Below are 14,312 nucleotides of genomic sequence, written 5' to 3' on the forward strand. Positions count from 1 at the left end.
AGTTTGATGACTGATCGCGTCTACTCCGTGGAACAGGTGGCCGAACGGCTCGGGCTGCATGTGCGCACGATCCGCAACTATGTACGGGACGGGCGGCTCAATGCGGTGCGGATCGGGAAGCAGTATCGGATCGCGGAGGCGGATCTGCTGGCGTTCACCGGGTTGCCGGTGCCTGCGCCGGTGCGCGAGACGGTGGGGCGGCAGCGGCACACCGAGGTGTCGAGCATCGTTCAGGTCGAGGCGATCAGTCGGGAGCTGGCCGACCGCGTGACCACGCTGCTGCTAGCGGCGGCCAACACTCGCTCCGGCGAGGACGCGCCGTTGCGGATCGAGACGCTGTACGACGCGGAGCGGGCGCGCCTGAAAGTCATTGTCCTGGGCGGTCTTGCGGATACGGCTCGATTGTTCGACTACATGGAAGGGGTGCTCGCGTCATGAGCGAGCGGAACATCGTCACGGCGGATTCCGGGCGTGGGGGAGGAGGCGGCGTGACCGCGATCTACAAGTCGGAGCGCGGCGCGAGCAAGGTTCGGCAGCGCTACGCGGAACTGCTGGAGGCTTGGCCGATACCCGCCGAACGACGGCGTGTGCCGACTCGGGAAGGGGAGACCTTTGTCCTGGTCTCCGGTCCGGAAGATGCGCCGCCGCTGTTGCTGCTGCACGGTTCCGGCGGGAACGCCTCGAACTGGCGTGGCGATATCGCCTCCTGGGCAACGCATTTCCGCACCTACTCCGTCGACATCATCGGCGAGCCCGGTGCCAGTGCGCCGTCCCGTCCGCCCCTGGACTCCGATCGGGTCGCGCTGTGGCTCGACGATGTGATGGAAGGCCTTGGGCTCAGCGACATTTCGGTCGTGGCGATGTCCCTCGGTGGTTGGGTGGCGTTGGACTACGCCATCCGCAGGCCGGGCCGGATCACTCGGCTCGCCCTGCTGTGCCCTGGCGGCGTTGGCGCACAGATGATGGGCTGGCTGCCGAAAGCGTTGTTCCTGCGCCTCTTCGGTCGCCGCGGCGTGCGCCGCACGGCTGCCATCGTCACCGGCCTGGACATCCAGTTGGCCGAGGAGGTCCTCGACGACGTGGTCCTGACCTTCGCCGAGTTCAAACCGCGCACCGAGCGCCTGCCCATATTCTCCGATGATGCGTTACGCGGACTGACCATGCCGATGCTGGTGATCGTCGGCTCCCGTGACGTCATGCTCGATTCCGCGGTCACCGCCGAACGCGTCCGCCGCTGCGTCCCGCATGCAACGGTCCACGTCCTCCCCGAGGCCGGACACGCAATCCTCGGTCAGACCGACACCGTCTCGAAGTTCCTCCTCGAGGAGCAGCCCACCCGGTAACCGACCGCGTAATGTCGCGCACGGATCGTCCGGCTGCGCGATCCGTTGCGCAGCAAGCCAATTCGTACGCGAAGCGGTGGCTCACCTAGTGCCGGCGTCGGTTCAGGGGCGAGCCGAACCGGTTGGTCAGCGTGAGCATCGGCGGTGCCCGGAATCCGCGGCGCATTACGCCCGACCGACGCCAAAGTGATCGGTACATCCGGTGTGATCGACGGTAAACCGCTGCGCGGCATGGCCGATGAATGCCTGCTGCGCGGTGGAGGTCCGCGTCGGGCCGATCGACTCCGATCGGAGGCTCGCGCCGCGTACCCGGCCGCTCGAGCGGCCGCGCCGCCGCGGGATCGCGCTATCCGTTGGCGGGGACAGACATTGGTGTGCCGAACCAGCGGGTCAGTGCTGCCCGCAAGCGATCCTGGTCGGATCGGTCGGCGTCGTCGGCCGCCCAGGCCACGTAGCCGTCCGGTCTGATCAATAGTGCTGTGGCAGGCGCGTCGGCGCTGGTCGCGGCGACGGTGTCCACTCGGTCGCGCCACGCGTACGTGACCTCGGAGAAGTTCGGGTTGTCGGCGAGCGTGAGCAAGACAGGTCGCGCCTTGCGCAGGAGTTCGGCGACTCGTTGTGTGCCATCGGGGGTTTCGAGGGTTAGGTCGGGGACCATTCGACCGGCGAGTGGGTGCGGGTCTCCGGTCTCGTAGCGAGTATCGGAACCTGACATCAATCGAGCGATGTACGCGGTGTTCTCGGGCCGCTCCAGCAGTTCGCCGAGGAGCGTACGCATCGCGGTGACCTCGGGTCCGGGCGCGAAGAGCGCGGTCTGTGCAAGTGAACTCATCATCACGCGCACGCCGACCGGATGCCGCTCCGAGTGGTAGGTGTCGAGCAATTCTGCTGACGCCCAACCCTTTATCGCCGCGGCGAGTTTCCAACCCAGATTGGCCGCATCCTGCAAGCCGAGGTTGAGTCCCGGTCCGCCCATTCCGGAGTGCACGTGCGCGGCATCGCCGAGGAGGAACACATTGCCCTCGCGGTACCGCTCGGCCTGCCGCGTGTTCTGATTCTCGATGCGGCGCAGCGCATGCGGGCCCGGCCCGTGCGGCGCTTCCAGCGGCAGGTCGACGCCGAGCACCCGGCGCACGCTGCCGCGCAGTTCCTCGATGCTCATCGGGGTATCAACCGGTTCGCCGCCGAACTCCACGGTCGCGATGAGCGGTCGGCCCGGCTCCAGCTCGGCGAAGACGAACCCGCCGCGTTCCAGTCGATTGTGCCCGAACGGAAGTCGCCCGAACCCGGGCACTTCGATTCCACCGTCGCCCGTCCGCAACTCGTCCGGCAGCCAGACATGTCCCATCCGCGCGATGCTGTCGGTCGCGGTGTAACCCGGGAATTCGATGCCGACCTGTTTACGGACGACACTCTTGCCGCCGTCTGCACCGATCAAGTATCGAGCGCCGAGGTGATAGTCGCCATCCGGTCCCGCGACAGTGATGTCGACGCCACCATCGCGCTGGGTCAACGCGGAAAGCCGGTGCCCCCACCGAATCTCGACTCCCAACCCGGCCGTCCACTTCTCCAGCCCCCGAACAAGTTTCGGCTGCGGCAGACCGAGCACGGACATCGGATTGTCCGCCAGCCCGGCGAACGACAGCGGCAGCCCGCTGAAGAAGTAGTGGGGCAGTGGCTGCGGCGCACCGGGCGGGCCGCCGAACTCGTGGTACAGACCACGCATGTCCAGCAACCGAATCACCTGGCCGACAAGACCATTCGCCTTCGGCTGCGCACTCGGCCCGGGCAACTCGTCCAGCACAACGGCGTGCACCCCGGCCAGCGCGAGTTCGCCGGCGAGCATCAACCCGTTCGGTCCGGCCCCGGAAATGACTACGTCGACAGAGTTTTCAGGCATGACAAATACACCCCTTGTTCGATAGTGGGTTTCGGTGTGGGCGGCGCTAGGTCAGCGCGGCGGTTCGGGGAGCCCGGCGGCGACCTGATCGAGGGCGCGGCGGATCACGGAGGTGATGTGCACGGGCGGGTCCGCGTAGGCGTAGGCGACCATGGACGCTTCGACGACGCTGGCGATCGCGCCGGTGACCAGGCGCGGATACACATCGCGCAGCGGGTCGGTGCCGGTGCGTTCGGCGATCAGCTCGAGCCAATCGTCGGACAACTCCTTGGACAGGGCCTGCCGTAACTCCGCGACGCTGAACAACTTCCGGATCTCGGCCAACTGCTCCGGACTCGGCAATACGAACTGCGCCCCGTCGTCTTCCAGCGGCTCGAGCATCGCGACGGTGAGCGCGGTCCAGAGCGGCTCATCCGCCGGACGATCCCGCAAGATCGCCAGACTGCGCCGGACGCGCACCGACTGGCGATAGACGATCGCGTCGTGCTTACCGGTGAAGTAGTTGTTGAACGTGCGCACCGATACCCCGGCCCGCGCCGCGATGTCCTCGCGGGTGATGTTCTCCAACCCTCGCTCGAAGGCCAGCTCCAGCGCGGCCGTACTCAACGCCATGCGGGTATCGAGTTTCTTGCGTTCGCGCAGACCGAGCACTTCGTCTTCCGGCATGACCACAGGCTACCGAAAAAACGTGCCCGGCGGGAAAGTTTTCCCGCCGGGCAATATTGTGCAGCGCCCGACCTGCGCGAAAGGCAAGGTCAGCGCCGAAAGGGAATCAGTAGACCGGCCCGGTGTACTTCTCGCCCGGCCCCTTGCCCGGCTCATCCGGATGCGCCGACGCCTCCCGGAACGCGCGCTGCAACGACTGCAACCCCTCGCGAATCGGCCCGGCATGCGGCCCGAGGTACTCCACCGACGCGGTGACCAGCCCGGCCAGCGCGGTGATCACCCGGCGCGCCTCGTCCAGATCGCGCCGCGTGCTGGTTTCCGGGTCCTCGTCCGCGAGCCCGAGCTTCTCCGCGGCCGAACTCATCAGCATCACCGCGGCCCGGCTGATCACCTCGACCGCGGGGATGTCGGCCAGTTCGCGCACGGAGTTGTCGAGCTCTTCTGTCATGCTCATCAGGCTAGCGACGCGACCCGCGGCCACGGGAATCGGCCGAGCTCGACGCGCGGGCACCGGGCCGATTCGGCGATAGCCGAACGCAATGTTAGACTTTTCGCTGACGACCGCCCCTGGTTGTGTCTTCTTCCAAGATTTCGAGCCTGGGGCTGATAAGTGGAGCCCGACTCCCACCGTTGCCGACGAGCGATCGTCAGGTCAAACGGTCCGGTCACCCGCCTTCTCGAAGGCGGGTTTCTTGTGCCGGGGTTCTCTCGCGAGAGCCACGCACAAGATCGCACGCGAAGCTTTGGCGTGCGCTGACCGGTCGACTCGGGCCCCGCAGCGGAATACCGCTCCGGGGCTTTTGTGTTGAAAAGGGGTTGCAGTTATTGCGTGCGGTCGTCCTGACGACACCGCTTGACCTAGGAGGCCCCATCAGCACTGAGACCCGCATCAACGATCGCATCCGTGTTCCCGAGGTCCGGCTTATCGGACCCAGCGGCGAGCAGGTTGGGATCGTGCGTGTTGAAGATGCACTACGCGTCGCCATGGAGGCAGATCTCGATCTCGTCGAGGTCGCTCCGGATGCACGTCCGCCGGTCTGCAAGATCATGGACTACGGCAAGTTCAAGTACGAGACGGCGCAGAAGGCGCGCGAGTCTCGGAAGAACCAGGTGCAAACCGTGATCAAGGAGCAGAAGCTCCGCCCGAAGATCGACGACCACGACTACGCGACCAAGAGGGGCCATGTCATGCGCTTCCTCGAGGCGGGGTCGAAGGTCAAGGTCACCATCATGTTCCGTGGACGTGAGCAGTCCAGGCCCGAACTGGGCTACCGGCTGCTGCAGCGGCTCGCGGCGGACGTGGCTGACTTGGGGTTCGTCGAGACCTCGGCCAAGCAGGACGGTCGCAACATGACCATGGTCCTCGCCCCCCACAAGGGTGCGAAGACGCGAGTGAAGGCACAGCAGGAGTCCGCAGCTCCGCGGCCGCAGCAGCCCGCTGCGCAGCCGAGCCCCGCGCCCGCTGAGGCCGTCGCCGCAGACACGACGCCCGCCGCGGCTCCGGCCGAGCAGGCCGACCCGCCGCAGTAATACCGATAAGAGCCGGCGGTCCGCAAGGGCCGCCGGGACGAGACAGATAGAGGAATCCATGCCGAAGATGAAGAGCCACAGCGGCGCCTCGAAGCGATTCAAGGTGTCGGGCCGAGGCAAGCTGCTTCGCCAGCAGGCGAACCGCCGCCACCTGCTCGAGCACAAGTCGTCCCGCCGGACTCGTCGTCTGGATGGCACGGAGGCCGTCGCGTCCGTCGACGTCCCGCGCGTGAAGCGGCTGCTCGGTCTCTGAGAGACCGGTAGCGATTGCTTGCCGGTCGCTCGAAAGAGCCCGCGAGCACACCGCGTTCCGGATTCCGGACGCCGACCAACTGACAAACTCCGGGTGCCCGCATGCGCCCCCTAGATCGACAAAGGACTGACCCATGGCACGCGTCAAAAGGGCCGTCAACGCTCAGAAGAAGCGTCGTTCCATCCTCGAGGCCTCCAAGGGCTACCGCGGCCAGCGTTCGCGGCTGTACCGCAAGGCCAAGGAACAGCAGCTGCACTCGCTCACCTACGCCTACCGGGACCGCCGGGCGCGCAAGGGTGACTTCCGCAAGCTGTGGATCGCCCGCATCAACGCCGCGGCGCGGCTGAACGACATCACCTACAACCGCTTCATCCAGGGCCTCAAGGCCGCGGGTGTCGAGGTGGACCGCAAGATCCTCGCCGAGCTCGCCGTGTCCGACGCCGAGGCGTTCGCCGGTCTCGTCGCGATCGCCAAGGCCGCCCTGCCCCAGGACGTCAACGCGCCCGCCGCGTAAGTCACCGGGTGACAAGCGAATACCTTTCGGAACGACCCGTGGACGCGCTCTCCGAGCGCAATCCGCGGGTCGTTTCGGCTGTCAAGCTGCACCGCGGTGCGCAGCGCCGCAAGGCTGGGCAGTTCCTGGCCGAAGGCGCGAATTCCGTTGCCGCCGCGCTGGATACGGGGCGGGTCCAGGAGTTGTTCTACTCCGCCGGCGCGGCCGCGCGCGAGCATGAACTGGTCGCCGGCGCGGCCGGGATGGGCGTGCGGACCACGCTGGTCAGCGATCGCGCGGCTCAGCAGCTCGGCGAAACCGTTACCGCGCCAGGCCTTGTCGCGGTGTGCGCACTGATCGACGTGCCGCTGGCCGAGGTGCTCGCGACGCAGCCGCGGATGCTCGCCGTACCCGTCGAGATGGCCGAACCCGGCAATGCCGGAACCCTCATCCGGGTCGCCGATTCGGTCGGCGTCGACGGGGTGGTGCTGGCCGGTGACTCGGTCGACCCGCACAACGGGAAGTGCGTGCGCGCCAGCGCGGGCAGCCTCTTCCACGTCCCGATCGCCCGGCATCGCGACGTCGGTGAAACGCTGGATTCCCTTGCGGCGGCGGGCATCACGATCCTGGCGACCGCCGCGAACGGCGAGGTCGACCTGGACGACGCCGACGCACTGTTCACCGGGCCGGTCGCCTGGCTGTTCGGCAACGAGGCGCACGGACTCGATCCCGCCGTGGCCCAGCGCGCCGACCACCGCATCCGCATCCCGATCCGCGGCCGCGCGGAAAGCCTGAACCTGGCCACCGCGGCCGCCATCTGCCTGTACGCGAATTCCCGCGTGCGCTACGCGAAGTAGACCACCGCACGATCGCGCTCAGTCGGCCGACTGTGTGCAATCGTTCAGCAGTTCGAGCGCCCACGGCACCTCGGCGGCGTTCGGACCCGCCACCTGTATCGCGCTCAGCACGGTGAGCAGCATTCCGGTGGCGATGAACTCGCGGGCCTCGTGGATCTCGGCGCCGGTGAGGTCGCGCACCAGTTGGTAGATCTTGCCGAACCGGGTGCGTACCTCGTCGCCGATCGCCGCCTCTCCGCTCGCCGCGAAGCCGTGCAGGAACAGTTGAAGCAATTCCTTGTCGGCCAGGAAGATGCCGAAGCCGTGGCCGAGGGCGTGTAGCGCCTCCTCCGGCGTGGCGTCCGGCGCCGCCTCTTCGCGTGCCGTGCGGAACACCTCTTCGATCCGATCGCACACTCGATGCAGCGCGCTGATGAACAAGTGCTGCTTGGTGCCGAACAGCCGGATCACGTACGGCTGGGAAACCCCTGCGCGCCTGGCGATTTCGTCGGTGCGAGTAGCCGCATAGCCGGACTCGGCGAAGGCGGAGACGGCGGCCTGCAACACCTGCTCGCCCCGCTCGGAGGCGGTCATCCGGACTCTGGTCGGACTCGACATCGTGCTCCATTCCGTTCGCCCCGCCCCCTCGGTATTGACATGTTATCAGTCGATGCATACTCTTCGGTCACTAGTTATCAGTCGATTACAACTAAGGGCGCGTCATGACCGAAACTCTCGAACCCGCCGTCTCGCCGGCGACCGTCGAGCCCGCCGAGCCGATGCGCGGCCGCGCGGTCGCGGCCGTGCTCGCGGCCGTCGGCATCCCGATGTTCATGGTCACGCTGGACAACCTCGTGGTGACCAACGCGCTGCCGGTGATCCGCACCGAACTCGGCGCCTCGTTGTCGGATCTGCAGTGGTTCATCAACGCGTACACGCTGTCGTTCGCCTCGCTGCTGCTCACCGTCTCGGCGATCGGTGACCGGCTCGGCCGCCGCCGGATCTTCCTGGCCGGCATCGCGCTGTTCACGGTCGCGTCGGCGGCGTGCGCGCTGGCCACCGAGCCGTGGATGCTGATCGCGGCCAGGGTGGTGCAGGGCTTCGGCGGCGCCGCGGTCATGCCGCTGTCGCTGACCCTGCTGTCGGCGGCCGTGCCGGAGCGGATGCGCAGCGCCGCCATCGGCATCTGGGGCGGCATCGCCGGACTCGGCGTCGCGGTCGGGCCGCTGGTCGGCGGCGCGGTGGTCGACGGGCTGAGCTGGCAGTGGATCTTCTGGCTGAACGTGCCCATCGGCCTGGCGGTCGTGCCGTTCGCGGCCCGGGTGCTGCGCGAGTCCTACGGCGGCACCAGGCGGCTCGATCTGGTCGGCTTGGTGTTGTCGGCAAGCGGTGTGCTCGCGGTGGTGTGGGGCGTGATTCACGGCGCTGACGACGGCTGGACCTCGTTCACCGTGCTCGGCAGCCTGATCGGCGGCGCGGTGCTGCTGGCCGGTTTGATCGCGTGGGAACTGCGGACGCCCGATCCGATGCTGCCGCTGCGCCTGTTCCGCTCGCGGGCCTACCGGATCAGCAATGCGACGAGCTTCACCTTCGCCATGGGCGTCTTCGGATCGATCTTCTTGCTGGCGCAGTACTTCCAGGTGGTGCAGGGTTACAGCCCGCTGGAATCGGGCGTCCGGACCATGCCGTGGACGCTGGTGCCGATGGTGGTCGCCCCGATCTCGGGTCTGCTGGTCGACCGGATCGGTGCGCGCACGCTGCTGGCCTCGGGTCAGCTGCTGCTGGCGGTCGCGCTCGGCTGGATGGCGGCGATCACCACCGTCGACGCAGGCTACGGCGCTTTCGTCGGACCGTTCCTGCTCGCCGGGATAGGCATGGGGCTCACGCTGCCGCCGAGTGCTTCGGTCGTGATGGCCAGCGCCGCCGCGGACGATCGGGCGATGGCGTCCGGCACGAACAGCACCCTGCGTGAGGTCGGCGTTGCGCTCGGCATCGCCGTCCTCGCCTCCGTATTCGCCTCGCACGGTTCGTATCTCAGCCCGCAGGCCTACGTCGACGGCCTGGTCCCGGCGATCTGGGTCGGCACCGCCATCGTCGCCGTCGGCGCGGTCCTCTCCCTCCTCCTGCCCGCCAAGATCACCCAGGTCTGACCGGGTGCAAGACACCGATGTCTGCCGCAGCAGGGGGAGCGGCAGGCATCGGCAGGTCTGTGGCGCTCGGCGACAGCGTTGTCGCGGACCCGGCAGACCATCGGCTGCGGCCGATCCGGTAGCCAGGCTGAGGGGGCCGGCTCAACGGATCGGCCGCAGTTGTTCTTCGGGGAACGTGACTGTCGTCGCAATGTCACCGCTGACATGCAGCGTAATCGGCGTGCCACCGCCGACCGGGGAATCCGCGTGAATCGGATATGACGCATCCAATAGGATTCCACCAGCAGCAATGTGGGTAGGGAACGAGCCGTACCCGCGAACCGATCCCCAGGGGAGAGTCGAACCATCGTGGCCGACGACAACGACGCAGTCGAGCAGAACGCGACGCTGACCGAGGAGGCACTGGCCGCGGCGGCGGCGGCCGCCGAGAAGGCGTTTGCCGCTGCGGCCGACCTGGATGCGCTCGCGGTCGCGAAAACCGAGCACCTCGGCGGCAAGGCGCCGCTCGCGCTGGCGCAGCGCGCGCTGGGCAGCATCCCGAAGACGGAGAAGGCCGACGCGGGCAAGCGGGTCAACGTCGCGCGCGGCCGGGTGTCGGAGGCGTTCGAGGCGCGGCACGCGGCGCTGCTCGCCGAGCGGGACGCGGCGGTACTGGTCGCCGAGGCGATCGACGTGACGCTGCCCGCGCGCAGGCACCCGTTCGGCGCCCGGCATCCGATCACCGTCATCTCCGAGCAGGTCGCGGACGTGTTCGTCGCGATGGGCTGGGAGGTCGCCGAGGGTCCCGAGGTGGAGACCGAGCACTTCAACTTCGACGCGCTCAACTTCCTGCCCGACCACCCGGCCCGCACCATGCAGGACACCTTCCATATCGCCCCCGAGGGCTCGCGCCAGGTGCTGCGCACGCACACCTCCCCGGTCCAGGTGCGCTCGCTGCTCGAACGCGACCTGCCGATCTACGTCGTGTGCCCCGGCCGCACCTTCCGCACCGACGAGCTGGACGCCACGCACACCCCGGTGTTCTCCCAGGTCGAGGGCCTGGCCGTGGACAAGGGCCTGACCATGGCGCACCTGCGCGGCACGCTGGACGCGTTCGCCCGGGCGCTGTTCGGCCCGGAAACGCGAACCCGCATGCGGCCCAACTACTTTCCGTTCACCGAACCCTCCGCCGAGGTCGACGTCTGGTTCGCGGACAAGAAGGGCGGCGCGGGCTGGGTCGAGTGGGGCGGCTGCGGCATGGTGAACCCGAAGGTGCTGATCGCCAGCGGGATCGATCCCGACGTGTACAGCGGGTTCGCGTTCGGCATGGGCCTGGAGCGGACCTTGCAGTTCCGCAACGGCATCCCGGACATGCGCGACATCGTCGAGGGCGACGTGCGCTTCACCCTGCCCTTCGGCATCCGGTCCTGACCCCACCCTTCGATCGAGAGAGCGAAACGTCAAGTGCGAGTAGCGCAATCCTGGCTGACCGACATCATCCAGCGCACCAACCCCGACTGGTCGGTGACGCCGGAGGAACTCGACGCGGGGTTCGTCCGTGTGGGTCTGGAGGTCGAAGAGGTCGACCAGCTCGAGCGGATCTCCGGTGACATCGACAAGCCGCTGGTCGTCGGGCGGGTCGCCGAGATCACCGAGCTGACCGAGTTCAAGAAGCCGATCCGCTTCTGCAAGGTCGACGTGGGCAACCCGGACCTGCAGGAAATCGTCTGCGGCGCATCCAACTTCGCCATCGGCGACCTGGTCGTCGTGGTGCTGCCCGGCGGCGTGCTGCCCGGCGGGTTCGCGATCTCCTCGCGCAAGACCTACGGCCATGTCTCCAACGGCATGATCTGCTCGGTCGCCGAACTCGGTATCGGCAAGGATCATGCGGGCATCCTGGTGCTCGAGCCGGGTACCGCCGAGCCGGGCGCGGACGCGAACGAGCTGCTGGGCCTGGACGATACGGTCATCGAGCTGAATATCACCCCGGACCGCGGTTACTGCTTCTCGGTGCGCGGCCTGGCCCGCGAACTCGCCTGCGGCTTCGACCTCGACTACGCCGATCCCGCCGTGCGTACGCTGCCGGACGACGAGGCGGACGCCTGGTCGATCACCCTCGAACCCGACTCCAAGTGCACCCGCTTCGCCGCGCGCCGGGTCACCGGCATCGACCCGAATGCGGTGAGCCCGTGGTGGTTACAGCGCAGGCTGCTGCTGTCCGGGGTGCGCCCGATCTCCCCGGCCGTCGACGTCACCAACTACGTGATGCTCGAACTCGGCCAGCCGCTGCACGCGTTCGATGCCGCCAAGCTGTCCGGCGGCCTGGTGGTGCGCACCGCGAACAAGGGGGAGACGCTGCGCACGCTCGACGAGGTCGAGCGCACCCTCGACGCCGAGGACGTGGTGATCGCCGACGATTCCGGCGTGGTCTCGCTGGCCGGGGTGATGGGCGGCGCGACCACCGAGGTCGGCGCCGAAACGACCGACATCCTGCTCGAGGCCGCCACCTGGAACCCGCTGCTGGTCTACCGGACCTCGCGCAGGCACAAGCTGGTGTCCGAGGCGGGCAAGCGCTACGAGCGCGTGGTCGACCCGGAGATCAACGTCGCCGCGCTCGATCGCGCCGCCACGTTGCTGGCCGAAATCGCCGGTGGCACAGTCGAATCCGCGCTCTCCGACGTCCGCGTCCCGGTTCCGTCCGCGCCGCCGATCCGGATGGACATCGACCTGGCCGACCGCGTCGCCGGCGTCATCTACCCGACCGGCACCTCTGCCCGCCGCCTCGCCCAGATCGGCTGCACCGTCGAGGTCGCCGTGGACGAGACCACCGGGCACGGTCAGCTCGAGGTCACCCCGCCGAGCTGGCGGCCCGACCTGGCCCAGCCCGCCGACCTGGTCGAAGAGGTGCTGCGGCTGGAGGGGCTCGAGCAGATCCCGTCCGTGCTGCCCACCGCGCCCGCCGGGCGTGGCCTCACCGCCACCCAGCGTCGCCGCCGCGCGGTCGGCCGGGCGCTGGCCCTGGCCGGCGCGGTCGAGGTGCCCGCGTCGATCTTCATGTCCGGCAGCGTCTTCGACACCTGGGGACTGGACGCCGACGACCCGCGCCGGGCCACCACCCGGGTGCTGAACCCGCTCGACGCCGAGCGCGCCGAGCTGGCCACCACCCTGCTGCCCGCGCTGCTGGAAGTGGCTTCCCGCAACATCTCTCGCGGCGCGCGCGACCTCACCATCTACGGCATCGCGCAGGTGGTGCTGCCCGGTGACAACGTGCACGCGGTCGAGGCGCTGCCGGTCGATCGCCGTCCCACCGACGACCAGATCGCCGATCTGCTCGACTCGCTGCCCGCCCAGCCGGTGCACGTCGCGGCCGTGCTCACCGGTCGCCGGGAACCGCGTGGACCGTGGGGTCAGGGTCGCCAGGCCGAAGCCGCCGACGCGTTCGCCCTCGCGGACGCGGTCGCCGACGCGGCGGGTGTCACGATCGAACGCCGTCCGGCCGCCCACCTGCCGTGGCATCCGGGTCGGTGCGCCGAGCTGGTCGTCGACGGCAACGTCGTCGGTTACGCGGGCGAACTGCACCCCGCCGTGCTGGAGCGCTCCGGCCTGCCGCCGCGCACCTGCGCCGTCGAACTCGACCTCGACGCCCTGCCGCTGCTCGAATCCCGTCCCGCCCCGACGATTTCCCCGTTCCCGGCGGTGTTGCAGGACGTCTCGGTCAGCGTCGAGAAGGCGACTCCCGCGGCCTCCGTGGAATCGGCCCTGCGCTCCGGCGGCGGCGAACTCCTCGAAGACATCGCCCTGTTCGACGTCTACGAGGGCACCCAGGCGGGCGAGGGTCGCAAGTCGCTCACCTACGCGCTGCGCTTCCGCGCCACCGACCGCACCCTGACCGAGGACGAAGCGAGCGCCGCCCGTGACGCCGCGGTAGCGGCCGCGGCCGACGCCGTCGGCGCGGTCCTGCGCGGCTAGGCCGAAACGCGATCAGGCCCGGAAGCCGAGGCTTCCGGGCCTGATTCATGCCGCGGGGACTAGCTGGTGCGGCACGCCTGGTCGAGGTTCGACATGGCGTTCTGCAATTCCTGGTCCTGGAGCACGGCGCCGAGCTGGTCGTCCGAGGCCGTCGCCGCCTTGTTCATGTACGGCACGGCGCCCGCGATGGCGGTCTTCACCGGGCCCTCGTCGGCATTGGCCGCGGCGGCGTCCAGCTTGCCCGCCGCGCTGCCGAAGGCCGCCTTCACCTCTGCCGCGGACCCGCCGCCGTTCGCCTTGGACGCGTTGATCCCGGTGGTCAGCTCGTTGGCCGTCGCGCTGACGGACGCGCACGTGTCCGCATCGCTCACGGCACCAGCGGGCCCGGCTGCGGCGGTGAAGCCGGCGAGCGCCGTCACGAGAGTCACAGTCGCGAGAATCGTTGTCCGCATAAAAGACGTTCCCTTTCGTCGGTTGACAATCCCCGCCTTGTATACCCGTTCCGCTGCCGTCCGAAGCGGCCCGATTTCCGGCGAGTCGCGAGCGGCACGGTCGTGCACATCGCTCAGGCAGGCTCGGGCAGCACCCGCCGGTCGGCCGCCGAAACGCGCTCGACCACGGGTTTCCGCGCTGCCGCGGCAGCCAGCGCGGCACCGCCGGCGAGGACCGCAACCGCGTACGCCGACATCGCGGCGAATCCCAGCGACGTCCACATGGCCAGCATGAACACCGCGAGCAATCCGGCAGTGGCCGCCGCGGTGATCCGGGGGACCAGGCCGACCACCAGCGCGACCCCGAGCCCGAATTCGAAGATGGTGGCCGCGACGGCGGCGGGGGAGGCCAGTCCACTGACGAAGCCGGGCAACAACGTTCGCGTGTAGTCGACGAAAGCGTCGAACGATCCCCAGGAAACACCTGCGGCACCAGGCGCGCCGAGTAGACCGAAGCGATCGGCCACCGAGCCGAGCAGCAATAACCCGAGTACCACCCGGACGACGATGCTCACCACGCGAACGCGTCCGAGCGTGCCGACCTGCACCGCGACGACCGCAACGGCCGTCGCCGTGATCCAGCCGAGCGATCCGTCGAAGAACAACAGCCAGCCCAGTTCGGTGACCAGTGCGGCGCAGGCAAAACCCCATGCGGCAGTACGCATATCAGAACCCTTCGAGATAGTAAGGTGCCTTACCAAC

At 68.6% G+C, this 14,312-nt stretch carries 15 protein-coding genes and 1 pseudogene; 10 read left to right on the top strand and 6 right to left on the bottom strand.

Annotated features, from left to right (window positions below; genetic code table 11):
• The first annotated feature begins 6 nt into the window (after positions 1-6).
• The 3 genes and pseudogenes from AB0M22_RS39030 to AB0M22_RS39040 all read left to right on the top strand — a co-directional run.
• Positions 7-438: a helix-turn-helix domain-containing protein gene (locus tag AB0M22_RS39030; protein WP_364737656.1), complete on the top strand. Its 432-nt coding sequence runs from the start codon at positions 7-9 to the stop codon at positions 436-438.
• Entirely contained in the window at positions 435-1,343 is a 909-nt protein-coding gene (locus AB0M22_RS39035) for an alpha/beta fold hydrolase (RefSeq protein WP_364737658.1), read from the top strand. Before AB0M22_RS39030 ends, AB0M22_RS39035 begins: the two co-directional genes overlap by 4 nt.
• Positions 1,344-1,484: 141 nt before the next feature.
• Positions 1,485-1,592: pseudogene (locus AB0M22_RS39040) on the top strand (2-phospho-L-lactate transferase); the annotation flags it as partial.
• Positions 1,593-1,689: 97 nt separating this feature from the next.
• On the opposite strand, the gene AB0M22_RS39045 reads toward AB0M22_RS39040, so the two are convergent.
• From AB0M22_RS39045 to AB0M22_RS39055, 3 genes are all read right to left on the bottom strand, one after another.
• A complete protein-coding gene (locus AB0M22_RS39045) occupies positions 1,690-3,243 on the bottom strand; it encodes an FAD-dependent monooxygenase (protein WP_364737660.1) in 1,554 nt (517 codons plus the stop codon).
• 51 nt (positions 3,244-3,294) lie between these two features.
• The gene (locus tag AB0M22_RS39050; RefSeq protein ID WP_364737663.1) at positions 3,295-3,909 is read right to left on the bottom strand and encodes a TetR family transcriptional regulator; all 615 of its coding nucleotides are present in this window, start codon (positions 3,907-3,909) and stop codon (positions 3,295-3,297) included.
• Between the two features lie 106 nt (positions 3,910-4,015).
• On the bottom strand, positions 4,016-4,357 hold the full coding sequence (locus AB0M22_RS39055; RefSeq protein ID WP_107655315.1) for a DUF1844 domain-containing protein: 342 nt from the start codon (positions 4,355-4,357) through the stop codon (positions 4,016-4,018).
• 368 nt (positions 4,358-4,725) lie between these two features.
• On the opposite strand from AB0M22_RS39055, the gene infC reads away from it, so the two are divergent.
• The 4 genes from infC (at position 4,726) to AB0M22_RS39075 (ending at position 7,042) form a co-directional block, all read left to right on the top strand.
• A complete protein-coding gene (gene infC / locus AB0M22_RS39060) occupies positions 4,726-5,439 on the top strand; it encodes a translation initiation factor IF-3 (RefSeq protein ID WP_364737665.1) in 714 nt (237 codons plus the stop codon).
• Between the two features lie 58 nt (positions 5,440-5,497).
• Positions 5,498-5,692, top strand: a complete 195-nt coding sequence (gene rpmI, locus AB0M22_RS39065; RefSeq protein ID WP_135236040.1) for a 50S ribosomal protein L35 — start codon at positions 5,498-5,500, stop codon at positions 5,690-5,692.
• Between the two features lie 133 nt (positions 5,693-5,825).
• Positions 5,826-6,206 (top strand): 50S ribosomal protein L20, encoded by a 381-nt coding sequence (gene rplT, locus AB0M22_RS39070; RefSeq protein ID WP_107655317.1) that lies wholly within the window; start codon positions 5,826-5,828, stop codon positions 6,204-6,206.
• Positions 6,207-6,244: 38 nt separating this feature from the next.
• On the top strand, positions 6,245-7,042 hold the full coding sequence (locus AB0M22_RS39075; RefSeq protein ID WP_364737668.1) for an RNA methyltransferase: 798 nt from the start codon (positions 6,245-6,247) through the stop codon (positions 7,040-7,042).
• 18 nt (positions 7,043-7,060) lie between these two features.
• Here the strand turns inward: AB0M22_RS39075 and AB0M22_RS39080 are convergent, their stop codons facing one another.
• Positions 7,061-7,639 carry a TetR/AcrR family transcriptional regulator gene (locus tag AB0M22_RS39080; protein WP_364737670.1) on the bottom strand — a complete coding sequence of 193 codons (579 nt, stop codon included), beginning with the start codon at positions 7,637-7,639 and terminating at the stop codon, positions 7,061-7,063.
• 104 nt (positions 7,640-7,743) lie between these two features.
• On the opposite strand from AB0M22_RS39080, the gene AB0M22_RS39085 reads away from it, so the two are divergent.
• From AB0M22_RS39085 to pheT, 3 genes are all read left to right on the top strand, one after another.
• Positions 7,744-9,171, top strand: coding sequence for an MFS transporter (locus AB0M22_RS39085; RefSeq protein WP_364737672.1), 1,428 nt, complete (start codon positions 7,744-7,746; stop codon positions 9,169-9,171).
• Between the two features lie 348 nt (positions 9,172-9,519).
• On the top strand, positions 9,520-10,581 hold the full coding sequence (pheS, locus tag AB0M22_RS39090; protein WP_364737674.1) for a phenylalanine--tRNA ligase subunit alpha: 1,062 nt from the start codon (positions 9,520-9,522) through the stop codon (positions 10,579-10,581).
• Between the two features lie 33 nt (positions 10,582-10,614).
• Entirely contained in the window at positions 10,615-13,119 is a 2,505-nt protein-coding gene (pheT, locus tag AB0M22_RS39095; protein ID WP_364737676.1) for a phenylalanine--tRNA ligase subunit beta, read from the top strand.
• Between the two features lie 59 nt (positions 13,120-13,178).
• Here the strand turns inward: pheT and AB0M22_RS39100 are convergent, their stop codons facing one another.
• A complete protein-coding gene (locus AB0M22_RS39100; RefSeq protein WP_364737678.1) occupies positions 13,179-13,547 on the bottom strand; it encodes a hypothetical protein in 369 nt (122 codons plus the stop codon).
• Between the two features lie 137 nt (positions 13,548-13,684).
• Entirely contained in the window at positions 13,685-14,275 is a 591-nt protein-coding gene (locus AB0M22_RS39105) for a hypothetical protein (protein WP_364737680.1), read from the bottom strand.
• Between the last annotated feature and the right edge of the window lie 37 nt (positions 14,276-14,312).

It is taken from the genome of Nocardia sp. NPDC051756 (assembly GCF_040681495.1).
Taxonomy (GTDB): domain Bacteria; phylum Actinomycetota; class Actinomycetes; order Mycobacteriales; family Mycobacteriaceae; genus Nocardia.

Coding starts and splice junctions, on each gene's coding strand:
- AB0M22_RS39030 (WP_364737656.1), top strand. CDS start 7: ATGACTGATCGCGTCTACTCCGTGGAACAGGTGGCCGAACGGCTCGGG.
- AB0M22_RS39035 (WP_364737658.1), top strand. CDS start 435: ATGAGCGAGCGGAACATCGTCACGGCGGATTCCGGGCGTGGGGGAGGA.
- AB0M22_RS39045 (WP_364737660.1), bottom strand. CDS start 3,243: ATGCCTGAAAACTCTGTCGACGTAGTCATTTCCGGGGCCGGACCGAAC.
- AB0M22_RS39050 (WP_364737663.1), bottom strand. CDS start 3,909: ATGCCGGAAGACGAAGTGCTCGGTCTGCGCGAACGCAAGAAACTCGAT.
- AB0M22_RS39055 (WP_107655315.1), bottom strand. CDS start 4,357: ATGACAGAAGAGCTCGACAACTCCGTGCGCGAACTGGCCGACATCCCC.
- rpmI (WP_135236040.1), top strand. CDS start 5,498: ATGCCGAAGATGAAGAGCCACAGCGGCGCCTCGAAGCGATTCAAGGTG.
- rplT (WP_107655317.1), top strand. CDS start 5,826: ATGGCACGCGTCAAAAGGGCCGTCAACGCTCAGAAGAAGCGTCGTTCC.
- AB0M22_RS39080 (WP_364737670.1), bottom strand. CDS start 7,639: ATGTCGAGTCCGACCAGAGTCCGGATGACCGCCTCCGAGCGGGGCGAG.
- AB0M22_RS39085 (WP_364737672.1), top strand. CDS start 7,744: ATGACCGAAACTCTCGAACCCGCCGTCTCGCCGGCGACCGTCGAGCCC.
- AB0M22_RS39105 (WP_364737680.1), bottom strand. CDS start 14,275: ATGCGTACTGCCGCATGGGGTTTTGCCTGCGCCGCACTGGTCACCGAA.